This window comes from Streptomyces kronopolitis (genome assembly GCF_050953795.1).
Taxonomy (GTDB): Bacteria; Actinomycetota; Actinomycetes; order Streptomycetales; family Streptomycetaceae; genus Streptomyces; species Streptomyces kronopolitis_A.
Map to the genome: position 1 here is coordinate 873,580 of NZ_CP191850.1, position 26,441 is coordinate 900,020.

The 26,441-nt window shown below is 67.8% G+C and carries 18 protein-coding genes, 3 rRNA genes and 1 riboswitch; of the genes, 5 read left to right on the top strand and 16 right to left on the bottom strand.

Translation table 11 applies throughout. The features are described from left to right. Positions 1 to 23: 23 nt before the first annotated feature. The gene (locus tag ACQP17_RS03480) at positions 24 to 854 is read right to left on the bottom strand and encodes a CPBP family intramembrane glutamic endopeptidase (RefSeq protein ID WP_364884851.1); all 831 of its coding nucleotides are present in this window, start codon (positions 852 to 854) and stop codon (positions 24 to 26) included. A gap of 410 nt (positions 855 to 1,264) precedes the next feature. Next, entirely contained in the window at positions 1,265 to 2,818 is a 1,554-nt protein-coding gene (locus tag ACQP17_RS03485; protein ID WP_433854880.1) for a glutamate--cysteine ligase, read from the bottom strand. A gap of 563 nt (positions 2,819 to 3,381) precedes the next feature. On the opposite strand from ACQP17_RS03485, the gene ACQP17_RS03490 reads away from it, so the two are divergent. Further along, a complete protein-coding gene (locus tag ACQP17_RS03490; RefSeq protein ID WP_364884845.1) occupies positions 3,382 to 3,969 on the top strand; it encodes a hypothetical protein in 588 nt (195 codons plus the stop codon). Positions 3,970 to 4,309: 340 nt separating this feature from the next. After that, a complete protein-coding gene (locus ACQP17_RS03495; RefSeq protein WP_281392292.1) occupies positions 4,310 to 4,504 on the top strand; it encodes a DUF5999 family protein in 195 nt (64 codons plus the stop codon). 76 nt (positions 4,505 to 4,580) lie between these two features. Here ACQP17_RS03495 and gcvP read toward each other — a convergent pair whose 3' ends face one another. Further along, complete coding sequence (gcvP, locus tag ACQP17_RS03500) at positions 4,581 to 7,466, bottom strand: aminomethyl-transferring glycine dehydrogenase (RefSeq protein WP_433854881.1); 2,886 nt, start codon at positions 7,464 to 7,466, stop codon at positions 4,581 to 4,583. Positions 7,467 to 7,654: 188 nt separating this feature from the next. Continuing rightward, positions 7,655 to 7,751: riboswitch (glycine riboswitch) on the bottom strand. Positions 7,752 to 7,865: 114 nt separating this feature from the next. Between gcvP and ACQP17_RS03505 the strand changes: the two genes are divergently transcribed. Then, positions 7,866 to 8,252 carry a PRC-barrel domain-containing protein gene (locus tag ACQP17_RS03505; RefSeq protein WP_189100773.1) on the top strand — a complete coding sequence of 129 codons (387 nt, stop codon included), beginning with the start codon at positions 7,866 to 7,868 and terminating at the stop codon, positions 8,250 to 8,252. On the opposite strand, the gene ACQP17_RS03510 is transcribed toward ACQP17_RS03505, so the two are convergent. The 13 genes from ACQP17_RS03510 to ACQP17_RS03570 all read right to left on the bottom strand — a co-directional run bounded on the left by ACQP17_RS03510 (position 8,159) and on the right by ACQP17_RS03570 (position 23,608). Beyond that, positions 8,159 to 9,619, bottom strand: coding sequence for a DNA polymerase IV (locus ACQP17_RS03510; RefSeq protein ID WP_433854882.1), 1,461 nt, complete (start codon positions 9,617 to 9,619; stop codon positions 8,159 to 8,161). The two genes, ACQP17_RS03505 and ACQP17_RS03510, sit on opposite strands and share 94 nt — an antisense overlap. 66 nt (positions 9,620 to 9,685) lie before the next feature. Then, complete coding sequence (locus ACQP17_RS03515) at positions 9,686 to 10,291, bottom strand: MerR family transcriptional regulator (RefSeq protein ID WP_433854883.1); 606 nt, start codon at positions 10,289 to 10,291, stop codon at positions 9,686 to 9,688. A 187-nt stretch (positions 10,292 to 10,478) separates the two neighbouring features. Then, positions 10,479 to 10,952, bottom strand: a complete 474-nt coding sequence (locus ACQP17_RS03520) for a bifunctional nuclease family protein (protein ID WP_006606439.1) — start codon at positions 10,950 to 10,952, stop codon at positions 10,479 to 10,481. Between the two features lie 56 nt (positions 10,953 to 11,008). After that, positions 11,009 to 11,755: a transcriptional regulator FtsR gene (gene ftsR / locus ACQP17_RS03525; RefSeq protein WP_433854884.1), complete on the bottom strand. Its 747-nt coding sequence runs from the start codon at positions 11,753 to 11,755 to the stop codon at positions 11,009 to 11,011. A gap of 17 nt (positions 11,756 to 11,772) precedes the next feature. After that, entirely contained in the window at positions 11,773 to 12,621 is an 849-nt protein-coding gene (locus tag ACQP17_RS03530) for an FHA domain-containing protein (protein ID WP_433854885.1), read from the bottom strand. Positions 12,622 to 12,739: 118 nt separating this feature from the next. Continuing rightward, positions 12,740 to 13,747 carry a DUF881 domain-containing protein gene (locus tag ACQP17_RS03535; protein WP_433854886.1) on the bottom strand — a complete coding sequence of 336 codons (1,008 nt, stop codon included), beginning with the start codon at positions 13,745 to 13,747 and terminating at the stop codon, positions 12,740 to 12,742. 5 nt (positions 13,748 to 13,752) lie between these two features. Further along, positions 13,753 to 14,085: a small basic family protein gene (locus ACQP17_RS03540; protein WP_042152041.1), complete on the bottom strand. Its 333-nt coding sequence runs from the start codon at positions 14,083 to 14,085 to the stop codon at positions 13,753 to 13,755. Beyond that, positions 14,082 to 15,005: a DUF881 domain-containing protein gene (locus tag ACQP17_RS03545; protein WP_433854887.1), complete on the bottom strand. Its 924-nt coding sequence runs from the start codon at positions 15,003 to 15,005 to the stop codon at positions 14,082 to 14,084. Before ACQP17_RS03545 ends, ACQP17_RS03540 begins: the two co-directional genes overlap by 4 nt. Positions 15,006 to 15,089: 84 nt before the next feature. Beyond that, on the bottom strand, positions 15,090 to 17,585 hold the full coding sequence (locus ACQP17_RS03550) for a sugar phosphate nucleotidyltransferase (protein ID WP_433854888.1): 2,496 nt from the start codon (positions 17,583 to 17,585) through the stop codon (positions 15,090 to 15,092). Between the two features lie 121 nt (positions 17,586 to 17,706). After that, positions 17,707 to 18,315, bottom strand: a complete 609-nt coding sequence (locus ACQP17_RS03555) for a CDP-alcohol phosphatidyltransferase family protein (protein ID WP_364884819.1) — start codon at positions 18,313 to 18,315, stop codon at positions 17,707 to 17,709. 147 nt (positions 18,316 to 18,462) lie between these two features. Beyond that, positions 18,463 to 18,579, bottom strand: a 5S ribosomal RNA gene (rrf, locus tag ACQP17_RS03560). Between the two features lie 74 nt (positions 18,580 to 18,653). After that, a 23S ribosomal RNA gene (locus ACQP17_RS03565) occupies positions 18,654 to 21,776 on the bottom strand. A gap of 303 nt (positions 21,777 to 22,079) precedes the next feature. Beyond that, positions 22,080 to 23,608 (bottom strand): 16S ribosomal RNA (locus tag ACQP17_RS03570). The 16S, 23S and 5S rRNA genes sit together here, the layout of an rRNA operon. Positions 23,609 to 24,198: 590 nt before the next feature. Between ACQP17_RS03570 and ACQP17_RS03575 the strand changes: the two genes are divergently transcribed. Both ACQP17_RS03575 and ptsP read left to right on the top strand, forming a co-directional pair. Beyond that, on the top strand, positions 24,199 to 24,648 hold the full coding sequence (locus tag ACQP17_RS03575) for a PTS sugar transporter subunit IIA (protein WP_189103534.1): 450 nt from the start codon (positions 24,199 to 24,201) through the stop codon (positions 24,646 to 24,648). A gap of 78 nt (positions 24,649 to 24,726) precedes the next feature. After that, on the top strand, positions 24,727 to 26,397 hold the full coding sequence (gene ptsP / locus ACQP17_RS03580) for a phosphoenolpyruvate--protein phosphotransferase (RefSeq protein WP_433854889.1): 1,671 nt from the start codon (positions 24,727 to 24,729) through the stop codon (positions 26,395 to 26,397). The last annotated feature ends 44 nt before the right edge of the window (positions 26,398 to 26,441 follow it).

Consider the following 26,441-nt stretch of genomic DNA (forward strand, 5'->3'; position numbering starts at 1 on the left):
GAGGCCCCCGCGTCACCCCCGGCTCACCCCGTCGGCAGCCACCCCACCCGGCCCGCGAGCACCGCGTAGCCCACGAACGCCACGATGTCGATCAGGGCGTGCGCGGCGACCAGCGGCCCGACCCGCCCCCACCGCCGGTAGAGCAGCACGAACAGCACGCCCATCACCATGTTGCCGACGAAGCCGCCGATGCCCTGGTAGAGGTGGTACGAACCGCGCAGCAGCGCGCTCGCCGCGAGCGCCGCCATCGGCGCCCAGCCCAACTGGCCCAGTCTGCGCAGCAGATATCCGACGACCACGACCTCCTCCAACACGGCGTTCTGCACCGCGGAGGCGATCAGGACCGGAATCTTCCACCACACCTCGGGCAGGGCCTCGGGCACCACCGTCAGATTGGCCCCGGCCGCCCGCGCGCCCAGGTAGAGCAGCAGCCCGCTGCCGCCGATGACGGCCGCGACGCCCACCCCGCGGCTCAGGTCGAAGCCGGGCCGCCGGCGGTCGAAGCCGATCGCCCGCAGTCCGCCGGCCCGCTCCCGCATCAACAGGTGCGCCACCAGCACCACGGGCACCAGCGCCGTCGCGATCCCGAACAGCTGCCAGGCCAGATCGAGCCACGGCCGGCCGGGGGCATGAGAGGCATTGAGCGTCGCCGCCTGGTGCTTGAGGCCGCCCGGCTTGGTCACCGACCCGAGAAAGCTGATGAGCGCCGACAACGCGCTGGCCCCCAGCGAGAGCGCCAGCACGATCAGCGTCTCGCTTCGCAGGACGCTCCGGGACAGCGGCCCGTCCGTCCCCGCACCGGCGCCTGGGCCCGGAACGTCCGCATCGGCCAGGGGACTTGTATCCGACTGCACGCTTCCTCCAGTTCGGCGTTACCGCCGCTTCGTCACCACCGCCCCGCCAGGGTCTCGACAGCAGGTACGAAGATCACGCGCGACAGGCCGGGGAAGGCGCCATCCGCAGGGCGTGCTTCCCCCCTCTCCCCTCGCATGCCGATCGAGCCCGAGCAGGACAGGCGCCACCGCAAGGGGAGAACACAGCTTGCCCGACGATCCCACATCGGCGATCACGGGGTCCCGCCCGCCGGCCCGCCGACGCCCTCGCCGCGGCGCCACCGGGCCGCTCACACCGGCCCGCACCGGCGCCACCGACGGCACGGCACCGCACCGCACGCGGCATTCGCCCACGACACCGCGCCGTACGCCGCTCCGGACGCCGCCCACAGTCCCGCTCGGGCCCGTCCCGGGCGCGCCCTCCCGCTCCGCTACGCCCCCTCGGTCGCCGCCTGTCGCGCCCCCGGCACGGCGGACCGCCCGCCGGCCGCCCAGGCGACGGGCCAGGTGTGCACCGGCGTCCCCGAATGCATCAGCTCGCCGTAGCGCCGGGTCATCGCGGCGAGCGCGGCATCCCGGTCCAGCCCCTGACGCCGGGCGTGGTGGAAGGCCGCGGCCTGCCAGGACGCCCCGTTCACCCGCCGCCGGCAGCGCTCCTCGATGATGCCCAGGTAGTGGTCACGGTCGGCCGGCTCCACTCCCCAGGCATCCAGTCCCCGGGCCGCCAGCGGCAGCAGCTCCGTGCGCACCAGCCGCACGGCCGGGAGGGTGGTGAGGCCGCCGGCCCGCCCGGGGCGGGGCCAGTCCAGGGTGGCGTCGATGCCGTGCCGGCAGGCCAAGTCGAAGTTGCGGGCCGCGGCGGCGAACGGCAGCCGGCTCCACACGGGGCGCGGCTCCTCGGCCAGGGTCCGCACCAGTCCGTAGTAGAAGGCGGTGTTGGCGATGACGTCGTCGACGGTGGGGCCGGCCGGCAGCACGCGGTTCTCGACCCGCAGGTGGGCGACGCCGTCGGAGACCGCGTAGACCGGACGGTTCCAGCGGTAGACGGTGCCGTTGTGCAGCGACAGCTCGGACAGGTCGGGCACCCCGCCCTCGTCGAGGACCCGCAGTGGCTCCTGCGGCCCGCACACCGGCAGCAGCGGCGGGAAGTAGCGCAGGTTCTCCTCGAACAGGTCGTAGGCGGAGTCGATCCAGCGCTCACCGAACCAGGTCCGCGGACGCACCCCCTGGGCCGCCAGTTCCGGCGAGCGGGTATCGGTGGCCTGCTGGAACACCGGCGGCCGCGACTCCCGCCACAGCTCACGGCCGAAGAGGAACGGCGAGTTCGCACCGACCGCCACCTGCACCGCGGCGATGGCCTGGGCCGCGTTCCAGACGGCGCCGAAGCGGCCCGGTGTCACCTGGAGGTGCAGCTGGACCGACGTACAGGCGGCCTCCGGGGCGATCGACGGGGAGCGGGAGACCAGGTGCTCCACGCCCCGGATGTCGAGGGCGAAGTCCTCCCCCCGGGCCGCCCGCATCTGGTCGTTGAGCAGGACGTAGCGGTCGTTCTCGGAGAGGCTGGCGGCCGTGAGGTCGTTGGCGTGCAGGGTCGGCAGAATGCCGATCATCACGATCCTGGCGGCGACCTCGCGGGCCTTTCTTTCCGCGTAGGCCAGGCCCGTACGGAGTTCCTCGGCGAGCTGGTCCAGCACCCGGCCGCTCAAGCGGTGCGGGAGGATGTTGACCTCGAGATTGCACTGGGCGAGTTCCGTCTGGAAATCATGACTGGCGATGCGTTCAAGAACTTGAGAGTTCATCATGCGGGGCAGCCCGTCGGCACCGGCGAGATTGAGTTCGATCTCCAGACCCATGAGATTTCTGGGCCGATCGAACCGCTTCTCCCCCAGGAGCCTCTGCAATCCCTCAAGGCACTCGTGGAGCTTTCTTCGATAACGCTCCCGGTCCGCCAGGTCGATGCCGTCCGCGGCGACCTTCTCCCCCATCGAAGGGTCCCTCCTCGAGTGAACGGCCCGCGACCACGGGCTGCTTGGGGCCGTCCCCGGCACGCCGGGGCTCGCGCTACGGTCGATGATGCCCCGGCAATCTGATCGATAACGCGTCCGGCGCGGGCGGGTACCGATAGGCTCGAAGTGATGCAGCCTCCGGCATGTCCGCCAGGCATATCCAGCTGGCGTGCGCCGCCCGCATTTCTCCGGTGGAAAAGGACGACGAGATCCGGCCTACCGCTCCGGCGAGGGAATAGGAGGTGGCCGCGAAAACCTCCGCACAAAGCGGCGGAAAACACCTCGTGCGGCGGTCTGGATTTCACCTTGCCGAAAATCCACAAGGCAGCTAGCCGAAACTCTTTCAGAACATACGTCGTATAAACTCCGCTGACGAGGCAGAGACGTGGCGCCCGGTGTCCCGGTGTTTCCACCGGCACGGGGGCACAGCGGCCGACCCGCCGCGCCACCGGCCCCGCCGGCCCCGCTCTGACCCCGCCCGCAGACAGCGCCGTTTGCACCCGCCGCGCTCCACCGTGTCTCGAAGTGAGAGGCGACCCACCATGCCGCTGCTCCTCGCCCCTGCCCCTGCGCCCGCCCTGCGCAGCGTCCTCGGCGCCCTCGGCTCCCCCACCGCGGTCCGCGAGGCCCCGGTCTCCGCGCTCCGCACCCATCAGGGGCCGCTCAGCCCCGACCACCCGCTGCCGGTGCACGTCTGGGACGACATCAGCCGGCCCGGCGGCACCCCGCACACCCGACTGGCGGGCTGGCGGTTCCTGGTCCGCGGCGGAGAGCGGGCCGTGGCGACCGCCGAGGCGCGGCCCACCCCGGACGGCTGGGCCTTCGCGCGCTTCTGCGGCGGCCCCTACGTCGCCGCCACCGAGCAGGCCCTCGCCCAGGCCGAGGCGCTCACCGCGCCCCTCCAGCCGCGGCTGCTGTCCGTCCCCGAGCTGTACATGCTCACGCTGTGGCTGCATCACGACACCGCCTCCGACGGCGCCGAAGGCCTGCCCGCGGCCGGTGACCTGCTGGTACCGCTGGCGCCCGCGCCGCCGGGGATCGCCGCGCACCGCCCGCAGCGCCTCGCCGATCTGCTCCCCCGGCTGACCCTGCGGCTGGCCCCCGCCCCGCTCCTGCGCGAACCAGCCTGACCTGCCGCAGCGCCCCCGCTCCACCCGGACACCGGCGCCCGCCGTCCCGCCGGTCCATGCCCCGTGGCCCCATTCGGCCACGGGGCGCGCTGTCGCGCTCACCCACGCGGACTAGCCCGTGGATGCCACGGCCAACCCGCTTGGGGAGGCGTGCAATTGAGAGCAACCGCCCGCACGGGTGACGCGTCAGTACCGAGTGAGTACCGCTGCCGCGAAATCCCTGCGGAATCCCGTCCGTGGGGCAACACTGGGACCGACCGAAGGAAACGGGGGAGCGGCCATGAACACCTCATCGCGCCGCACGACGACGTTCACCACTCCGCAGCGAAAGACAACTTCCATGTGTCAGCACCAACCGCCCTGCCCGTCAGCGGATTCCACCGACCGGGAGGCCGCCCACCTTGTGGCACACCACCCGGAGCAGGGCTGGAGCCTGCTCTGCAACGGCGTCCTGCTCTTCGAGGACACCGGTGAACTGCTACCGGACGGGCAGGTCATCGCCCCGCACCGCGCCCGGGCCACCGCCGCCGCCTGACCGGCGACCGTCCCGCACGCGACACACCAGGGCCCCCGGCACACCTGCCGAGGGCCCTTGATGCTGCCTGCGGGGATCAGCTGTCGTACTCGTCCAGCGGCGGGCAGGAGCAGACGAGGTTACGGTCGCCGAAGGCGCCGTCGATGCGGCGCACCGGCGGCCAGTACTTCTCGGCGGCGTCCACCCCGGCCGGGAAGACGGCCTCCTCGCGGGTGTAGGAGTGCGTCCAGTCGCCGCTGAGCGTGGCCGCCGTGTGCGGGGCGTTGCGCAGCGGGTTGTCGTCCTTGGCCCACTCCCCCGAGCCGACCTTCTCGATCTCCGCCCGGATGGCGATCATGGCGTCGCAGAAGCGGTCCAGCTCGTCGAGGTCCTCGCTCTCGGTCGGCTCGATCATCAGCGTGCCGGCCACGGGGAAGGACATCGTCGGCGCGTGGAAGCCGTAGTCGATCAGCCGCTTGGCGACGTCGTCGATGCTCACGCCGGTCGCCTTGGTCAGCGGCCGGACGTCGATGATGCACTCGTGGGCGACCAGGCCCCCGGGGCCGGTGTAGAGCACCGGGTAGTGCGCCTCCAGCCGCTTGGCGATGTAGTTGGCGCTCAGGACCGCGACCTGGGTGGCGCGCTTGAGGCCCTCGCCGCCCATGAGGCGGACGTACGCCCAGGAGATCGGCAGGATGCCGGCCGAGCCCCAGGGAGCCGCGGAGATCGGCCCGACGCCCGTCTCGGGGCCCGCGGAGGGCTGCAGCGGGTGGTTGGGCAGGTAGGGCGCCAGGTGGGCGCGGACGCCGACCGGGCCCACGCCGGGGCCGCCGCCGCCGTGCGGGATGCAGAAGGTCTTGTGCAGGTTGAGGTGCGAGACATCGCCGCCGAACCTGCCCGGCTCGGCGAGCCCGACCAGCGCGTTGAGGTTCGCGCCGTCCACGTAGACCTGGCCGCCGGCGTCGTGCACCGCCGCGCAGATCTGGGTGATGTGCTCCTCGAAGACGCCGTGCGTGGAGGGGTAGGTCACCATCAGCACCGCGAGCTCGTCACGGTGCTTCTCGATCTTGGCGTGCAGATCGTCGGCGTCGACCTCGCCGTCCTCACCGGTCTTGACGACGACGACCTTCATCCCGGCCATCACGGCGCTGGCGGCGTTGGTGCCGTGCGCCGAGGAGGGGATCAGGCACACCGTGCGCTGCTCGTCGCCGTTGGCGCGGTGATAGGCGCGCACCGCCAGCAGACCGGCCAGCTCGCCCTGTGAGCCGGCGTTCGGCTGGAGCGAGACCTTGTCGTAGCCGGTGACGACGGCCAGCCGCTCCTCCAGCTCCTGGATGAGCGTGAGGTAGCCCTCGGCCTGGCCGGCGGGCGCGAACGGGTGGAGCTGGCCGAAGGCGGGCCAGGTGACCGGCTCCATCTCCGTGGTGGCGTTCAGCTTCATCGTGCAGGAACCGAGCGGGATCATGCCGCGGTCCAGCGCGTAGTCCTTGTCGGCGAGGGTGCGCAGGTAGCGCAGCATCGCGGTCTCCGAGCGGTACCGGTGGAACACCGGGTGGCTCAGGTAGTCGTCGCCGCGCAGCAGCGACTGCGGCAGTGCCTCGGCGACGGCCGCGTCCAGCTCCTCGATGTCGCCCCGCACGCCGAAGGCGTCCCAGACGCCGGCCAGCTCGGCGCGTCCGGTGGTCTCGTCGCAGGCGATCCCGACCAGGTCGGCGTCGACCTGCCGAAGGTTGATCCCGGCCGTACGGGCGGCGGCGACGACCTCGGCGGCCCGGCCCGGCACCCGCGCGGTCAGCGTGTCGAAGTACGCGCCGTGCACGGTCTCCACCCCGCCGGCCCGCAGGCCCTCGGCGAGGATCGCCGCGTAGCGGTGGGTGCGGCGGGCGATGGTCCGCAGGCCCTCGGGGCCGTGGTAGACGGCGTACATGCCGGCCATGACGGCGAGCAGCACCTGCGCGGTGCAGATGTTGCTGGTGGCCTTCTCGCGGCGGATGTGCTGCTCACGGGTCTGCAGCGCCAGGCGGTAGGCCTTGTTGCCGTCGGCGTCGACGGAGACGCCCACCAGGCGGCCGGGCAGGCTGCGGGCGAACTGGTCGCGCACGGCCATGAAGCCGGCGTGCGGGCCGCCGAAGCCCATCGGGACGCCGAAGCGCTGGGTGGTGCCGACGGCGATGTCCGCGCCGAGCTCACCGGGCGAGGTCAGCAGCGTCAGCGCCAGCAGATCGGCGGCCACGGTGACGATCGCGCCCAGCTCGTGGGCCTGCTCGATGACGGCACGCGGATCGCGGACCGCTCCGGAAGCCCCCGGGTACTGCAGCAGCACGCCGAAGACCCCGCGCTCGGCGATCTCGGCGGGAATCCCCTCGCTCAGGTCGGCGACCACGACCTCCACGCCGGTCGGCTCGGCGCGGGTCTCGATCACGGCGACGGTCTGCGGCAGACAGTCGGCGTCGACCAGGAAGACGCCCTGCTTGACCTTGCCGACCCGCCGGGACAGCGACATGGCCTCGGCCGCTGCGGTCCCCTCGTCCAGCAGGGAGGCGCCGGAGGTGGGCAGCCCGGTCAGCTCGGCGACCATCGTCTGGAAGTTCAGCAGCGCCTCCAGACGGCCCTGCGAGATCTCCGGCTGGTAGGGCGTGTACGCGGTGTACCAGGCCGGGTTCTCCATCACGTTCCGCAGGATGACCGGCGGGGTGAAGGTGCCGTGGTAGCCGAGTCCGATCATGGACGACAGCACCTGGTTACGGTCCGCGAGGTCACGCAGCTCCGCCAGGACCTCGGCCTCGGTACGGGCCTGCGGCAGGCCGAGCGCCTCGGTGCTCTTGATCACGTCGGGTACGGCGGTGGCGGTCAGTTCGTCCAGCGAACCGAATCCGACGTGCGCGAGCATCTTCGCCTGCGCCTCGTGGTCGGGACCGATGTGCCGGCGCGCGAAGGGGGTGCCGCTTTCCAGCTCGGTCAAGGAGATGCGATTGGTGGTCATCTGCGGGGGCCTCCTGGTCGGTGCGACCTACGAGGGGCACCACGGCGCGGGTGCCCGGACGGCCTCCCCCTCTGTCATCTCAACCTGAGAGCTTCACCGGCCCGCGCGAGGCGGCCCGGCTTTCACCGTCGGTGAGGAGGGGTCCCGGAGCTGTGCCTTCCGAGGCCCGCCCTGCTTTCCAGAGTGACCTCGTCCATGCGGTACGTGTGCCTGAGAGATTCCGGGGAGGATTTGCTCCTTCGGCGCCCTGGTCGCGAACGACAAGGACTCTCCCGCACGGGGTCTACGGCCATTCGCCAGCCTACCAGCGCAGCAGTCGAAGGATCCTTCGAGTGGCCGGGGCATGAAATGTGCCGTTTGGTAGGTGTCACAGGGCAGTTGCGACCAACTGGAGGGGCCGTGCAAACCGATATCGATCCCCGGAGCCTGATCGGCCGCAAAGCGTTCGACCGGAACGGCGCGAAAATAGGCACGATCGACGAGGTCTACCTCGACGACGCGACGGGGGAACCGGAGTGGGCGGCCGTGCGCACCGGACTCTTCAGCCGGGACGCGTTCGTCCCCCTGGAGCCCAGCAAAATGGTCGGTGAGGGCCTGCACATCCCCTACGACCGCAAGCTGATCAAGGACGCACCGGACTTCGGCGTGGGCCGCCACCTCTCCCCCGAGCAGGAACTCCAGCTCTACCACCACTACCGACTGGATATCTCCTCCCCGACCGATCCGGTGTCCTCCCCCGGATCCGGCGACACCGACTTCGGCAAGATCGCCGGCTCGGACGACTGAGCGTCCGCCGGCCCCCCGCCCACCAGCGGCAGGGGCTCCCCCGGCCGCAGCGCCGGGTCCTCGACAGCGAAGGTCCGCACTCTGCCCGGTGCGGACCACGGCGTTTCGAAGCGGACGGTCACCCTCCCCACCCCGCTGCCCTGCACCCAGCCGGCGCCGTACTCCTCGTGCACCACGTCCAGGCCCGGGTGCCAGCGCCGCGGCGGCTCCTCCTGGGGCTCCTGCTCCCGCCCGCCGCCGTCGGCGGGCTCCGCCGCCCCCGCGGCCTCCTCCGCCTCGCGCGCCTCCCGTTCCGTCGCCAGCTGGGCGAACAGATCCTCCTGTGTGAAGTCGGCCAGCCCGCTGACCCCCACGCCCAGCAGCCGCACCCCGCCCGTGGTGTCCACCGTCTCCAGCAGCCGCACGGCGGCCTCCCGTATCACCGCCGGGTCGTCGGTGGGCCCACGGAGCGTCTCGGAGCGGGTCAGCGTCGAGAAGTCGTAGTTCCGCACCTTGATCACCACCGTGCGCCCGGAGCGCCCGGCAGCCCGCAGCCGCTGGACGCAGCGGTCGGCCAGCCGCAGCATCTCGCCGCGCACCCGCGTCCGGTCGGTCAGATCGACCTCGAAGGTGTCCTCGACCGAGATCGACTTGGCGTCCCGCTCGGCCACCACCGGCCGGTCGTCCCGGCCCAGCGCCATGGCGTGGAGCCCTGCGCCATGGGCCCTGCCCAGCAGCCGCACCAGCTCGGCCTCGCCGGCCTCCGCGGTCTCCGCGACCGTGTGGATCCCGGCCCGGCGCAGCGTCTCGGCCGTCGCGGGGCCCACCCCGGGCAGCGTGCGCACCGGCATCGGGTCCAGCAGCTCCCGCTCGGTGCCCGGCTCGATCACCACCAGGCCGTCCGGCTTGGCCGTCTCGGACGCGATCTTCGCCAGCATCTTGGCGCCGGCCAGCCCCACCGAGCCGGTCAGCCCCGTGGTGGACCGGATGTCGCGCCGCAGCCGCTCCCCCACGGCCCGCACCGCAGCGGTCCGGGCCGGTACCCCGCCGGCCTCCAGATCGACGAACGCCTCGTCCAGGCTGAGCGGCTCCACCAGCGGTGACAAGGCGTGCAGCAGCTCCATCACCGCCTCACTCACCTGGCGGTACAGCGAGAAGCGCGGAGCCAGATAGGCGGCGTTGGGACACAACCGGCGCGCCTGGGCCGTGGGCATCGCCGAGCGGACGCCGAACACCCGGGCCTCGTACGAGGCCGTGGAGACCACGCCGCGCACCCCGATCCCGCCGACGACCACGGGCTTGCCCCGCAGACTCGGCTTGGCCGCCTGCTCGGCGGCCGCGAAGAACGCATCCATGTCCAGATGCAGGATCGTCGGCGCAGGTCTCACATATCCGATGCTGCCCCATGCCACTGACAATCGGCCCGATGCCGGGCCGCGCACACCACCCGGGACTCAGCCTGCCCGGTTGCGCCGCCGCGCCAGCTCGTCGTGCGGGTTCTTCCCGACCAGCGTCTCGCCGGTGTCCACACGCTCCCCGTGGAGCTGCGACAGCGCGCCCTCCACGTCCCGCCACACCACGCCCACGGCGATCCCGAAGACGCCCTGGCCGCCCTGGAGCAGATCCACGACCTGGTCCGGTGAGGTGCACTCGTAGACGGTCGCGCCGTCGCTCATCAGCGTCATTCGCGTGAGGTCCGCCAGCCCCCGCGCCCGCAGGTGCTGCACGGCGGTGCGGATGTTCTGCAGCGACACCCCGGTGTCCAGCAGCCGCTTGACGATCTTGAGGACGACGACGTCCCGGAAGCTGTAGAGCCGCTGGGTGCCGGAGCCGTACGCCGGCCGGATGCTCGGCTCCACCAGGCCGGTACGCGCCCAGTAGTCGAGCTGCCGATAGGTGATGCCCGCTGCCGCACAGGCGGTCGGGCCGCGATAGCCGATGTTCTGCGCCTCGCAGTCCCCCGACACCGCCGCGGCCGATGCCGGGGCATGGTGTGCTGCCGCGCCCGAGTGGAGCGGCAACGCCCCTTCCGCCGCCATACCGTCGCCGGTGATTGCCACGCCGCCCTCCGTCCTCCACGTCCCGGACGGGACCTGCCATATCGACGGTATGCAGTCACTCGGGGTGCGTCAACGATCGCCGCGCTCGCCACGCCGAGTGATAATCACCCTACGAGTGGTTTCTCGTGACCCGAGATGGGGAACGGCTCATTGTTTGGCCGGAAACAGATGGTTCGACCGGCCGGAATCACTGGCTGTTGGTGCCGAAGTCCTCGGGCGAGATCTGGTCGAGGAACTCGCGGAACTTCTCCACCTCGTCCTCCTGCTCGTCCGGGATGGCGATCCCCGCATCGTCCAGCACACCGTCGGTGCCGAAGATCGGCGTGCCGGTGCGCAGCGCCAGCGCTATGGCGTCCGAAGGACGCGCGCTGACCTCGACTCCGCTGGCGAAGACGAGTTCGGCATAGAAAACCCCCTCGCGCAGATCCGTGATGCGGACCTGCGTCAGTTCTTGGCCCACCGCTTCGAGCACGTCCTTGAAAAGGTCGTGCGTCAGCGGCCTGGCAGGGACCATGCCCTGCTGGGCAAAGGCGATGGCGGTGGCCTCCCCTGGCCCGATCCAAATGGGCAAGTAACGATCGCCTCCCACCTCCCGCAGGAGCACGATCGGTTGGCTGGAAGGCATTTCCACCCGGACACCCACGACGTCGAGCTCGTTCACACAGCAACCCTAGGACGTGCCCGGCAGGTTTGGGTAGTCGGGCAGACGTTTGCCGGCTACAGCCGGACCCGCAGAGCGGTCTGCAGAAGGGCCGCGTGCAGCCGTACGGACAGCGTTGCCAGCTCCCTGGCGGTCGCCTCGGCGTGGGCTCTGGTCTGTGGGTTACGGTGCCGCCGAAGGGGTGCCACGACCTGTTCGACCAGGCCCGCCTCACGCTCGGCGCCCGCCTTCACGGCCCGCAGATGCCGCGGTTCCAGGCCGAAGCGACCCAGGTCGGCGACGAGTTTGGCCACGGTGACGGCCTCGATGTCGTATCCGCCCTCGGCGTGGGAGACGATGAGTCCGTAGGACTCCCAGTCGGCGAGCGTCGCCTCGTCCACCTCCGCGGCGGCCAGCAGCTCGGTCCGGCCGATCCGGGCGGCCGTAGGGCGCTCCGCACCCGGCTCTGACACGCCCTCGACCAGGTCCCGGGAGGGAGTGGCCGGAGCGGGCAGCGGTACCTGCTCACCGCGCTCCAGGGCGTCCAGATGCTCGCGGATGACCTTCAGCGGCAGATAGTGGTCCCGCTGCATCCGCAGGACGTTCGCGAGCCGCTCCACGTCCGCGGGCGTGAATTTGCGGTATCCGGAAGGCGTGCGCGTCGGCTCGACCAGCCCCTCGGCCTCCAGGAAGCGAATCTTGGAGATGGTGACCTCGGGAAACTCCTCGCGCAGCCGGGTGAGCACCGTGCCGATGCTCACCGGCTTGCCGTCCGAGGAGGCGGCGCCGGACGGACCGGCGCCGCCTTTCGGTGTATGGCGCATTTGCCTTCCCCGGCCGGTCAGATACCGGCGCCTCGCTGGCTTGCGTAGAAGACCAGGCGGAACTTGCCGATCTGGACCTCGTCGCCGTTGGCGAGGACGACCGAATCGATGCGCTCACGGTTGACGTAGGTGCCGTTCAGGCTGCCGACGTCGGCGACCGTGAAGAGACCGTCCGGACCCCGGCGGAACTCCACGTGGCGGCGTGAGACCGTCACGTCGTCGAGGAAGATGTCGCCCTGCGGATGCCGGCCCGCCGTCGTCAGCTCGCCGTCCAGGAGGAAGCGGCTGCCCGAATTCGGACCCCGGCGGACGACCAGCAGCGCCGACCCCAGCGGAAGGGCGTCGACGGCCGCCTGGGCCTCGGGGGACAGCGAGGGCGACAGATTCTGACCCGTCGCCTCGGAGTCGTAGGCCTCGAGCCCCGAAATGGAGATGGTCGAGGTCGTCTCGGACGCCCGCTCGGGCTGGACGCCCGGTCGCAGCGGCGCACCACAGTTGGAGCAGAACCGGCTCGCCTCGGCGTTCCGGCTGCCACACCTCGTACAAACCGGCAAAGCTGACCCTCCACCCGTGCGTGCGGCCGATGGTTCCTGGGAACCTATGCGGCCGGCCACGGAGGGGTCAACAGAACCCGCGCCGTGCCCCCCGGACGGCCCGCTGACCTCGTCACGGAAGAGCGGACGGTCCTCGGCGGCGCCGCTCTCATCGGGCTGGCGCGGAGCACGGTGCCGCGCGGAGCCGCTGCCGCCCTCCTGGCGTGCGCTCTTGCCGAACAGCTTTCCAAACAACTTCACGGGCGATTCCCCTTGAACGAAACAGACCCGCCCGTGGGGCAGGACGAACCCTCGATGCACACACCGGCCCATCCGGACATCCTGTGAACGTCCGTGGCCTTCAGACAGTTTCCACCACACACCACACGCACGGTGCGTCGACCCCCCGCTACCTCATGCCCTCGCCGGGCACTCGACATACCTGCACGCCTCACTGCGATGACGACCGAGCGTAGTCAGGCCGCTTCGCCTCTCGCAAGGCGTTCACAATGATCTTCTTTTCACGGGTCACAGACACCTTGGCCTGCTCCTTTTCCAGAGTCTGGACCACTCCGCCGGGGATGTTCAGTGCCGGTTCCAGATCCTCCGGCTTGCCGATCACCTTGAAGCGGTACGGCTGAGTGACCCGCTTGCCGTCGATCCCCACCCCACCACGGACGTCCGACAGCGAGGTGTTCGCGACGACCCGGACATCGTTGACCTGGATGGCCTCGGCGCCGGCCGCCCGCAGCTCCTGGATGGTGTCCAGCAGCTTGTCCGCCTCGACGGAATGCGCCGGGTCGTCAATGGTCAGGGTGATGCCGGGCCCTTGCGCCGCGACGGTCCCGGCCAGCACGCCCAGCTGCTGTTCCTTCTCCACGGTCTGCTTACGGGCCTCCTCGGCCTGGTCCGAGCTGTTGGCCAGCTCGGTCTTCTGCCCTTCCAGTCGCCGCTGTTCGTCGGTCAACCGCTGGGAGCGGTTGTCCAGCTCGTCCAGAATGCGCACCAGGTCCTCCTGGCGCGCACCTCTCAGCGCACTGCTGTCACTCGTGGAACGTACCTGAATCGCCAGGCCGAGGCCGAGAATGAACAGCAGCAGCGCAACGATCAGTTGAGCCCGGGTCAGACGGGGCGGCCACAGGCTCGCGACCAGCCGTTCCCGGCCGGATGCCGGGCGTTGCGCACTCCCGTCCTCCGTAACCGTGTCCGGAGTCGAGGAGTCTGCCCCTTTGTCCGTCTTCTGTCCAGCACTGTCCGGTTCTTGAGCTTCGGGCGTCTCGTCGGCCTCCGCCGGCTCGGGAGCGCCGGCGCTCTCGGGCGGCATCGGCCGCCGGCCGGCCGGGCCGTGCTCCCGGCCCGGTGCCGTCTCCGGACGCTCGGGCCGCTCGGGCTTCTTCTCCACCCACTCGGGCTTCGTCTCCGGCTGCTTCTTCGGCTGGGGGTTCTCGTCCGCTGCCATCCGCCTCACGCCCTGAAGACGTGCCGGCGGATCGCCGCGGCGTTGGAGAAGATCCGGATACCCAGCACCACGACGACACCCGTGGAGAGTTGGGAGCCGACGCCCAACTTGTCACCGAGGAAGACGATCAGCGCGGCGACGACCACGTTCGACAGGAAGGAGACGACGAAGACCTTGTCGTCGAAGATGCCGTCCAGCATCGCGCGCAGACCGCCGAACACGGCATCCAGCGCCGCGACGACGGCGATCGGCAAGTAGGGCTCGACCACCGTCGGCACCACGGGGCGGACGACAAGTCCGACCACGACTCCCACGATGAGGCCCAGTACGGCGATCACGATGTGCCCTTCCCTGTGTCGGCGCCGTCCGCTTCGGCGGCACCGGCCTGCGGCTTTGCGGTACGAACGATCAAGCTGGGCGCGGGCGGCAGGGTGAGCTCGCTCTCCGTGGAAATCCTGGTGCGCACGCCGTAGTTCTCCTGCAGCACATGCAGGTACTGACCGTCGGCGCTGTCCTGGAACGCGGTGCTCAGCCGCTGCCCGTCCCCCACCGCCAGCACCGTGTAGGGCGGCACCAACGGCTTGTTGTCGACCAGTATGGCGTCTCCCGCCGCTCTGATCGCCGAGAGTGACGTAAGCCGCTGTCCGTTGACGGAGATGGCCTCCGCACCGGACGCCCACAGGCCGTTGACGACGCGTTGCATGTCCCTGTCGCGTACCCGCCCGGTATCGGAGAAACCACTGCTCTCACGCGGTCCGCCGCCGCTGGACTCCGCCCCCTTCGCATCGTCCACGACGAGCTTCACCCCCGGTCCGGTGGCCTGCGTCGAACCGGACAGCAGCGCCAGCAGCTCGGCCTTGCCCCCGCCGTGCTGCTTCAGCGCCTCGCGCTGCATCCGGCTGACGTCGTCGCGCAGCGCGTCGACCCGGTGCTGCTGCTTGTCCGCCTCGCCGGTGCCCTTCTGGATGCGGTGGATCAGCTCTTCGCGCTCCTTGGCCAGCGTCGGTGCCGATATCTGCGCCTGCGCCGCCCCCACCGTCACCACGACCGCGGCGAGCACCAGACCGGCGGCGAGCCCCAGCTTCGCGCGCAGGGTGCGCGGCAGACCGCGGACCCCGGTCTCGGACTTCCGCGCGGCGGCCTCGGCGTATCCCTCGTCGAGGCTGTGATCCATCACGTTGGTCAGCAGCGACATGGACGCATCGGGGCGCGCGGCGGGCGCGTTCGGGCTGCTCCGATCGGGGCGCTGCTGCGACATGCCGCACATCGTCGCACGTCGGACCGACAGTCTCCCAATGGCCCCACCGACGTGCCGGTTCACGGCACGCCGGTGGGGTCCGGGTCAGCGTCCGGCGCTGTCCACCACTGCGGACCATTCGTCCAGCAGCTGCTGGGCGGAGGCGTCGTCGGGTCCCTCCGCCCACAGGTGGGTGACCGCCTCCGCGGGGTCCGGCAGTACCAGAACCCAGCGGCCGTCGCTCTCCACCACACGGACGCCGTCGGTGGTGTCGACATCCCGGTCGCCGGCCGCCTCGACGACGTGCCGCATGACCAGTCCCTTGACCGCCCACGGGGTGGCGAGGTCACGGCGCTGGACGTGCGCCCGCGGGATCCGGGCGTCGATCTGGCTCAGCGTGAGCTGCGTACGGGCCACCAGGCCGATCAGCCGGACGAACGCGGCCGCGCCGTCGAAGACGCTGCTGAACTCGGGGATGATGAAGCCGCCCATGCCGTCCCCGCCGAAGACGGTGGCGTCGGCACGCCCCACCCGGGTCAGATCGTCGGGCGAGGTCGTCGTCCACTCCACCTGTGTGCCGTGGTACGCCGCCACCTGCTCGGCGATCCGGGTCGTGGTCACCGGCAGCGCCACCCGCCCGGTGCGCCGCTCCGCCGCCACCAGATCCAGCATGACCAGCAGCGCCCGGTCGTCCTCGATGATCCGGCCACGCTCGTCCACCAGGGACAGCCGCTCGCCCACGGGGTCGAAGCGCACACCGAAGTCCGCCCGCGCCGAGGCCACGATCTCGCCGAGGCGCACGAGTCCGGCCCGCCGGGCGTCGGCGGTCTCGGTGGGCCGGGATTCGTCGAGCCCGGGGTTGATCGTCAGCGCGTCGACGCCGAGCCGTCCCAGCAGGCTGGGCAGGACCAGTCCGGCGCTGCCGTTCGAGGCGTCCACGACGACCTTCAGTCCGGAGTCGCTGACGCCCGTGGTGTCCACGGCCCGCAGCAGCGACCCCGTATAGGAGTCGAAGACGCTGGCGGGGAAGATCAGATCGCCGATCTCGCCCGGGAAGGCGCGGCGGTACTCCTGGCGCGCGAAGACACGGTCGAGCTTGCGCTGGCCGGCCTGCGAGAGGTCCGCGCCGCGCTCGTCGAAGAACATGATGTCCACGGAGTCGGGCACGCCGGGCGTCGTACGGACCATGATGCCGCCGGCGCTCCCACGGGCGGTCTGCTGCCGGGCGACCGGCAACGGGACGTTCTCCAGGTCGCGTACGTCGATGGCGCTGGCCTGCAGCGCGGAGATCACGGCACGCTTCAGCGCGCGGGCGCCCCGGGAGTGGTCGCGCGCGGTGGTGACCGTTGATCCCTTCTTGAGCGTGGTCGCATACGCGCCCGCGAGCCGTACCGCGAGCTCCGGCGTGATCTCGACGTTGAGGATCCCGGACACGCCCCGGGCGCCGAACAGATGCGCCTGGCCGCGGGATTCCCAGATCACCGAGGTGTTGACGAACGCACCGGCCTCGATGGTCTTGAACGGGTACACCCGCACATTGCCCTGCACGATCGATTCTTCGCCGATCAGGCACTCGTCACCGATGACGGCGCCGTCCTCGATCCGGGCGGCCCGCATGATGTCGGTGTTCTTGCCGACCACACAGCCGCGCAGATTGCTCTGCTGGCCGATGTAGACGTTGTCGTGCACGACGGCCCGGTGCAGGAACGCACCGCTTTTCACCACCACGTTGGAGCCGACGACGGTGTGCTCACGAAGCTCCACATCCGCCTCGATCTTGGCGTAGTCGCCGATGTACAGCGGACCGCGCAGCACCGCGTCGGGATGCACTTCGGCGCCCTCGGCGACCCATACGCCCGGCGAGATCTCGAAGCCGTCGATTTCGACGTCGACCTTGCCTTCGAGCACATCGGCCTGGGCCTTCACATAGCTCTCGTGGGTGCCGACGTCCTCCCAGTAACCCTCGGCGATATAGCCGTAGATCGGCTTGCCTTCCTTCATGAGCTGCGGGAAGACATCGCCGGACCAGTCGACGGAGACATCGGGCTCGAAGTAGTCGAAGACCTCCGGCTCCATGACGTAAATGCCGGTGTTGACGGTGTCCGAGAAGACCTGGCCCCAGGTTGGCTTCTCCAGGAAGCGTTCGACCTTGCCGGCCTCGTCGACGATGGTGATGCCGAACTCGAGCGGATTGGGTACCCGGGTGAGGCAGACGGTGACGAGGGCGCCCTTTTCCTTGTGGAACCGGATCAGATCGGTGAGATCGAAGTCCGTGAGGGCGTCACCGGAGATGACGAGGAAGGCATCGTCCTTGAGCGCTTCCTCGGCGTTCTTCACGCTTCCCGCGGTGCCGAGCGGCTTTTCCTCATTGGCATAGGTGAGCTCCATTCCGAGCTCTTCCCCGTCGCCGAAGTAATTCTTGACGAGCGAGGCAAGGAATTGCACGGTCACGACGGTCTCATTGAGACCATGCCGTTTCAGCAGCCGGAGTACATGCTCCATGATCGGCCTGTTCGCGACCGGAAGCAGCGGCTTGGGCATGCTGGACGTCATGGGGCGAAGTCGTGTTCCTTCGCCGCCGGCCATCACAACGGCCTTCATGTCGGAAGCGTCCTCCTCTACGAGACGACGGTCTTGCCGACCTCACTTGTCCAGAGCGCCCACCGCTCGTGCTTTCACGTACGGGCGCCGGCCCTTGGCACAAGCTGCCGTTTCGGAGAGCTCAGTCGGCGGTGGCGTCCGCCCGGATGAGCCGGCGGACCTGGACCACGTAGAGGATCCCTGCCCACCAGTAGAGCGCTGTACCCCATCCTGCGAACGCCCATCCGAAAACAGCAGCGAGTGTGTGAAGCCAGCCGCTTCCGTCGCTCAGCAGGAGCAACGGGAAGGCGTACATCAAGTTGAACGTAGCCGCTTTGCCCAGGAAGTTCACCTGGGGAGGCCCGTAGCCGTGGCGTCCGAGGAATCCGACCGCGATCAGCAGCATCAGTTCCCGCGCCAGCAGGGCGGCGGTCAGCCAGACCGGCAGGATCTCGCGCCAGGTCAGACCGACGAGGGTGGACAGGATGTAGAGGCGGTCGGCGGCCGGGTCGAGGATCCGTCCCAGGCTGCTGATCTGGTTCCAGCGCCGGGCGAGATGGCCGTCGAGATAGTCGCTGACGCCGCTCAGCGCCAGGACCAGCAGCGCCCAGCCGTCGGCCTTCGGGCCCCCGAATTCCGGCCACAGGACCAACCACAGGAACACGGGCACGCCGAGGAGGCGAGCCATGCTCAGAATATTCGGGATGGTGAGGACACGATCCGTCTGGACCCGCGTCTCCTGGACCTCCACGCGAGGCCTCCTGTGGGGAAATGTACCAACGATGCCCCTTGACCTTACCTGCCCGGCCGGCCACGCCGTACCGCGGGTCCCCATGGACGCGGAAGCACAAAAAAGCCCCGCGGAAACCGGAGTTCCCACGGGGCTTTTTCACAATTAGTTCGACGGCGTCCTACTCTCCCACAGGGTCCCCCCTGCAGTACCATCGGCGCTGAAAGGCTTAGCTTCCGGGTTCGAAATGTAACCGGGCGTTTCCCTAACGCTATGACCACCGAAACACTATGAAGTTAACCAACCCGGCAATGACACAGGTCGTTACTTCAGAACCTACACAGTGGACGCGAGCAACTGAGGACAAGCCCTCGGCCTATTAGTACCAGTCAACTCCACCCGTTGCCGGGCTTCCATATCTGGCCTATCAACCCAGTCGTCTACTGGGAGCCTTAACCCCTCAAAGGGGGTGGGAGTCCTCATCTCGAAGCAGGCTTCCCGCTTAGATGCTTTCAGCGGTTATCCTTTCCGAACGTAGCCAACCAGCCATGCCCTTGGCAGGACAACTGGCACACCAGAGGTTCGTCCGTCCCGGTCCTCTCGTACTAGGGACAGCCCTTCTCAAGACTCCTACGCGCACAGCGGATAGGGACCGAACTGTCTCACGACGTTCTAAACCCAGCTCGCGTACCGCTTTAATGGGCGAACAGCCCAACCCTTGGGACCGACTCCAGCCCCAGGATGCGACGAGCCGACATCGAGGTGCCAAACCATCCCGTCGATATGGACTCTTGGGGAAGATCAGCCTGTTATCCCCGGGGTACCTTTTATCCGTTGAGCGACGGCGCTTCCACAAGCCACCGCCGGATCACTAGTCCCTACTTTCGTACCTGCTCGACCCGTCAGTCTCACAGTCAAGCTCCCTTGTGCACTTACACTCAACACCTGATTACCAACCAGGCTGAGGGAACCTTTGGGCGCCTCCGTTACTCTTTAGGAGGCAACCGCCCCAGTTAAACTACCCACCAGACACTGTCCCTGATCCGGATCACGGACCCAGGTTAGACATCCAGCACGACCAGAGTGGTATTTCAACAATGACTCCACAACCACTGGCGTGGCCGCTTCAAAGTCTCCCACCTATCCTACACAAGCCGAACCGAACACCAATATCAAGCTATAGTAAAGGTCCCGGGGTCTTTCCGTCCTGCTGCGCGAAACGAGCATCTTTACTCGTAATGCAATTTCACCGGGCCTATGGTTGAGACAGTCGAGAAGTCGTTACGCCATTCGTGCAGGTCGGAACTTACCCGACAAGGAATTTCGCTACCTTAGGATGGTTATAGTTACCACCGCCGTTTACTGGCGCTTAAGTTCTCAGCTTCGCCAACCCGAAGGTTGACTAACCGGTCCCCTTAACGTTCCAGCACCGGGCAGGCGTCAGTCCGTATACATCGCCTTACGGCTTCGCACGGACCTGTGTTTTTAGTAAACAGTCGCTTCTCGCTGGTCTCTGCGGCCACCACCAGCTCACACTGCAAGAGTGATCACCAGCAATGGCCCCCCTTCTCCCGAAGTTACGGGGGCATTTTGCCGAGTTCCTTAACCATAGTTCACCCGAACGCCTCGGTATTCTCTACCTGACCACCTGAGTCGGTTTAGGGTACGGGCCGCCATGAAACTCGCTAGAGGCTTTTCTCGACAGCATAGGATCATCCACTTCACCACAATCGGCTCGGCATCAGGTCTCAGCCTTAACGTGTGACGGATTTACCTACCACACGGCCTACACCCTTACCCCGGGACAACCACCGCCCGGGCTGGACTACCTTCCTGCGTCACCCCATCGCTTACCTACTACCACCTTGGATCGGCGGCTCCACCACGTCCCTTTGTCCGAAGACTCCAGGCCGGCTTCACGGCCTTAGCATTAATGGATTCGATACTGGGCGTTTCAAAGCGGGTACCGGAATATCAACCGGTTGTCCATCGACTACGCCTGTCGGCCTCGCCTTAGGTCCCGACTTACCCTGGGCAGATCAGCTTGACCCAGGAACCCTTAGTCAATCGGCGCACACGTTTCCCACGTGTGTATCGCTACTCATGCCTGCATTCTCACTCGTGAACCGTCCACAACTCGTTTCCACGGCTGCTTCACCCGGCACACGACGCTCCCCTACCCATCACGATCCCCGTTGGGGGTAATATCGCAATGACACGACTTCGGCGGTGTGCTTGAGCCCCGCTACATTGTCGGCGCGGAATCACTTGACCAGTGAGCTATTACGCACTCTTTCAAGGGTGGCTGCTTCTAAGCCAACCTCCTGGTTGTCTCTGCGACTCCACATCCTTTCCCACTTAGCACACGCTTAGGGGCCTTAGTCGATGCTCTGGGCTGTTTCCCTCTCGACCATGGAGCTTATCCCCCACAGTCTCACTGCCGCGCTCTCACTTACCGGCATTCGGAGTTTGGCTAAGGTCAGTAACCCGGTAGGGCCCATCGCCTATCCAGTGCTCTACCTCCGGCAAGAAACACACGACGCTGCACCTAAATGCATTTCGGGGAGAACCAGCTATCACGGAGTTTGATTGGCCTTTCACCCCTAACCACAGGTCATCCCCCAGGTTTTCAACCCTGGTGGGTTCGGTCCTCCACGAAGTCTTACCTCCGCTTCAACCTGCCCATGGCTAGATCACTCCGCTTCGGGTCTTGGGCACGCTACTCAACGCCCTATTCGGACTCGCTTTCGCTACGGCTTCCCCACACGGGTTAACCTCGCAACATACCGCAAACTCGCAGGCTCATTCTTCAAAAGGCACGCAGTCACGACGCACCGAGCAAGCTCGATGCGCGACGCTCCCACGGCTTGTAGGCACACGGTTTCAGGTACTATTTCACTCCGCTCCCGCGGTACTTTTCACCATTCCCTCACGGTACTATCCGCTATCGGTCACCAGGGAATATTTAGGCTTAACGGGTGGTCCCGCCAGATTCACACGGGATTTCTCGGGCCCCGTGCTACTTGGGTGGTTCTCAAACGAGCCGCTAATGTTTCAGCTACGGGGGTCTTACCCTCTACGCCGGACCTTTCGCATGTCCTTCGCCTACATCAACGGTTTCTGACTCGTCTCACAGCCGGCAGACTGCAAAAGAGAACTCCCACAACCCCAACCACGCAACCCCTGCCGGGTATCACACGTGACTGGTTTGGCCTCATCCGGTTTCGCTCGCCACTACTCCCGGAATCACGGTTGTTTTCTCTTCCTGCGGGTACTGAGATGTTTCACTTCCCCGCGTTCCCTCCACACTGCCTATGTGTTCAGCAGCGGGTGACAGCCCATGACGACTGCCGGGTTTCCCCATTCGGACACCCCCGGATCAAAGCTCGGTTGACAGCTCCCCGGGGCCTATCGTGGCCTCCCACGTCCTTCATCGGTTCCTGGTGCCAAGGCATCCACCGTGCGCCCTTAAAAACTTGGCCACAGATGCTCGCGTCCACTGTGCAGTTCTCAAGCAACGACCAGCCACCCACCACCCCAACCCGAAGGCTGAGTTCACTGGGGCCGGCATCGCGAAGGTCCAGACCGTAGTCCGTACCCTCAGATACCCAACAGCGCGCCCGGCCCACCCGATCAATCCCCACGTTCCACGCCGAAGCAGTACTAGTGACAACCAACCAAGTGTGCCGAATAGTCAACGTTCCACCCATGAGCAACCAGCATCAGACATTCGCCGATGTACTGGCCTCTGACCCGGACAAGTCCGAGTAAGAAGTGCTCCTTAGAAAGGAGGTGATCCAGCCGCACCTTCCGGTACGGCTACCTTGTTACGACTTCGTCCCAATCGCCAGTCCCACCTTCGACGATTCCCTCCCACAAGGGGTTGGGCCACCGGCTTCGGGTGTTACCGACTTTCGTGACGTGACGGGCGGTGTGTACAAGGCCCGGGAACGTATTCACCGCAGCAATGCTGATCTGCGATTACTAGCAACTCCGACTTCATGGGGTCGAGTTGCAGACCCCAATCCGAACTGAGACCGGCTTTTTGAGATTCGCTCCACCTCGCGGTATCGCAGCTCATTGTACCGGCCATTGTAGCACGTGTGCAGCCCAAGACATAAGGGGCATGATGACTTGACGTCGTCCCCACCTTCCTCCGAGTTGACCCCGGCAGTCTCCTGTGAGTCCCCATCACCCCGAAGGGCATGCTGGCAACACAGAACAAGGGTTGCGCTCGTTGCGGGACTTAACCCAACATCTCACGACACGAGCTGACGACAGCCATGCACCACCTGTACACCGACCACAAGGGGGCGCCTGTCTCCAGACGTTTCCGGTGTATGTCAAGCCTTGGTAAGGTTCTTCGCGTTGCGTCGAATTAAGCCACATGCTCCGCTGCTTGTGCGGGCCCCCGTCAATTCCTTTGAGTTTTAGCCTTGCGGCCGTACTCCCCAGGCGGGGAACTTAATGCGTTAGCTGCGGCACGGACGACGTGGAATGTCGCCCACACCTAGTTCCCAACGTTTACGGCGTGGACTACCAGGGTATCTAATCCTGTTCGCTCCCCACGCTTTCGCTCCTCAGCGTCAGTATCGGCCCAGAGATCCGCCTTCGCCACCGGTGTTCCTCCTGATATCTGCGCATTTCACCGCTACACCAGGAATTCCGATCTCCCCTACCGAACTCTAGCCTGCCCGTATCGAATGCAGACCCGGGGTTAAGCCCCGGGCTTTCACATCCGACGTGACAAGCCGCCTACGAGCTCTTTACGCCCAATAATTCCGGACAACGCTTGCGCCCTACGTATTACCGCGGCTGCTGGCACGTAGTTAGCCGGCGCTTCTTCTGCAGGTACCGTCACTCTCGCTTCTTCCCTGCTGAAAGAGGTTTACAACCCGAAGGCCGTCATCCCTCACGCGGCGTCGCTGCATCAGGCTTTCGCCCATTGTGCAATATTCCCCACTGCTGCCTCCCGTAGGAGTCTGGGCCGTGTCTCAGTCCCAGTGTGGCCGGTCGCCCTCTCAGGCCGGCTACCCGTCGTCGCCTTGGTAGGCCATCACCCCACCAACAAGCTGATAGGCCGCGGGCTCATCCTTCACCGCCGGAGCTTTCCACACGGAGGTCATGCGACCCCGTGTCGTATCCGGTATTAGACCCCGTTTCCAGGGCTTGTCCCAGAGTGAAGGGCAGATTGCCCACGTGTTACTCACCCGTTCGCCACTAATCCCCTCCCGAAGGAGGTTCATCGTTCGACTTGCATGTGTTAAGCACGCCGCCAGCGTTCGTCCTGAGCCAGGATCAAACTCTCCGTGAATGTTTACCCGTAATCGGGTCAACACACACGAGAGCGGAACAATCAGACGGAATAGGTCCGGTCGTTCACAGCGTCCTCGCTGTGTGTGCCATCCGCACCGCATGGGTGCCGATGGACTTTCAAAGGAACCTCATCCACCGAGGTGGACGGGGTATCAACATATCTGGCGTTGACTTTTGGCACGCTGTTGAGTTCTCAAGGAACGGACGCTTCCTTTGGATTCCCTTCCGGGTTTCCTCCGGGCGCTTCCCTTCGGTGTTTCACACTCTATCAGGCCTTTTCCGGCTTTCGAACCGCTACTTTTCTGCAGGCATGCAGAAGCGCGCAATTCTTGAGTCGCGATCAAGACGCTGGGAGTGCTGCCCGCCTCAGCCTGACGCGTTTCATTGCGTCGTGGCCGTCCGGGGCAGATCTCAGACAGTACAGCTCGGCCGGGGGCGAGGCAAATCGATTCGGCGGGGCGCACGGTCGGCATCCGGCGTCTCTCGTGCGGAACCGTCAGTTCTTATGACTTACGCTTCTGAACGGTGCGCCGTCCAGGACAGGTAGTGACGGCGGCCTGATGAATCTCCACCCCTGGGAGGCTTCCCATGACCACCGTGACGTCCCCTCTTGCCGGACGCGCCATCGGACTCGCGGCCGTGCCCGACCCGGTGTTCTCCGGAGCGATGGTGGGTCCCGGTACCGCCATCGACCCCGTTCGTGAGCCGTCCGCCGCGGTGTCACCCGTGGACGGCGTGCTCGTCTCGCTGCACCCGCACGCGTTCGTCGTCGTCGACGCCGAGGGGCACGGCGTGCTCACCCACCTCGGGATCGACACCGTTCAGCTCAATGGCGAGGGCTTCGAGCTGCTCGTGAACAAGGGCGACACCGTCACCCGCGGCCAGGAGGTCGTGCGCTGGAACCCCGCCGCGGTCGAGCAGGCCGGTAAGTCCCCGGTGTGCCCGGTCGTCGCGCTGGAGGCCACCGCCGACTCGCTCGGTGAGGTCCGCGAGGACGGCGACGTCAAGGCCGGCGACCAGCTCTTCTCCTGGCAGTAGCCGGGCGCCGTCCCGTACGGCAGGTACGACATCCACCGCGGCGGCCGGGCCCGCCGCATCAACACCGGAGCGGGTGCAATGGAGACAACGCTGCAAGGCGTCGGCGTGAGCCACGGTGTGGCGATCGGCGAGGTGCGGCACATGGGGACGGCGGTCCTCGAGCCGCCGGCCAAGCAGATTCCGGCGGACGAGGCGGAGCGCGAACAGGGGCGTGCCCGCCAGGCCGTGGAAGCTGTTGCCGCGGACCTGATAGCGCGGGGCAACCTGGCGGGGGGTGAGGCGCAGGCCGTGCTGGAGGCACAGGCCCTGATGGCTCAGGACCCCGAGCTGATGGCCGACGTCGAGCGGCGGATCGCGGTCGGGAGCACCGCCGAGCGCGCCGTGTACGACGCGTTCGCGGCCTACCGGGCGCTGCTGGCCGGTGCCGGTGAGTACCTCGCGGGCCGGGTGGCCGACCTGGACGACGTGCGCAACCGCATCGTCGCGCGGCTGCTGGGCGTGCCGATGCCCGGTGTGCCGGACAGCGACGAGCCGTATGTGCTGATCGCGCGGGATCTGGCGCCGGCCGACACCGCGCTGCTGGACCCGACGCTGGTGCTCGGCTTCGTGACCGAGGAGGGCGGGCCGACCAGCCACAGCGCGATTCTCGCGCGGGCGCTGGGCGTGCCGGCGGTCGTCGCGCTCCCGGGCGCCGGTGAGCTGGTCGAGGGCACGGTCATCGCCGTCGACGGCAGCACCGGGGAGATCTTCGTCGAGCCGAGCGCCGAGAAGCGGGCGGAGATGGAGGCGGCGGCCGCGGAGCGGAAGGCGGCGCTGGCCGCCTCGTCCGGGCCCGGTGCCACCTCCGACGGGCACAAGGTGCCGCTGCTGGCGAACGTCGGCGGTCCCGGTGATGTCCCGGCGGCGGTCGAGGCCGGGGCGGAGGGGGTCGGCCTCTTCCGGACCGAGTTCCTGTTCCTGGACGACAGCAAGCAGGCACCGTCCGCGGAGAAGCAGGTCCAGGCCTATCGCGCGGTGCTGGAGGCGTTCCCCGAGGGGCGGGTGGTGGTGCGGGTGCTCGATGCCGGTGCCGACAAGCCGCTGGAGTTCCTGACGCCGGCCGACGAGCCGAACCCCGCGCTGGGTGTGCGGGGGCTGCGGACGCTGCTCGATCACCCCGAGGTGCTGCGTACCCAGCTCTCGGCGCTGGCGACGGCGGCCGAGGGGCTGCCGGTCTACCTCGAGGTCATGGCGCCGATGGTGGCGGACCGGACCGACGCCAAGGCATTCGCGGACGCCTGCCGGGAGGCCGGGCTGCGGGCGAAGTTCGGCGCGATGGTGGAGATTCCGTCGGCGGCTCTGCGGGCGCGGTCGATTCTGCAGGAGGTGGAGTTCCTTTCGCTGGGGACCAACGACCTGGCGCAGTACACCTTCGCGGCGGACCGCCAGGTGGGTGCCGTCTCGCGACTGCAGGACCCCTGGCAGCCGGCGCTGCTGGACCTCGTGGCGATGTCGGCCGAAGCCGCGAAGGCCGAGGGCAAGAGCTGTGGTGTCTGTGGTGAGGCGGCCTCCGACCCGCTGTTGGCGTGTGTGCTGACGGGGCTGGGGGTCACCAGCCTGTCGATGGGCGCCGCGTCGATTCCGTATGTGCGGGCGACGCTGTCCAAGCACACGCTGGCGCAGTGCGAACGCGCGGCGGCCGCGGCACGCGCCGCGGACACCGCCGAGGACGCCCGGGCCGCCGCGCAGGCGGTGCTGTCCGGGGAGTGATCCCGTGCGGCCGGGTGCCGCAGGAGCCTTGACGGCCGTCCCGC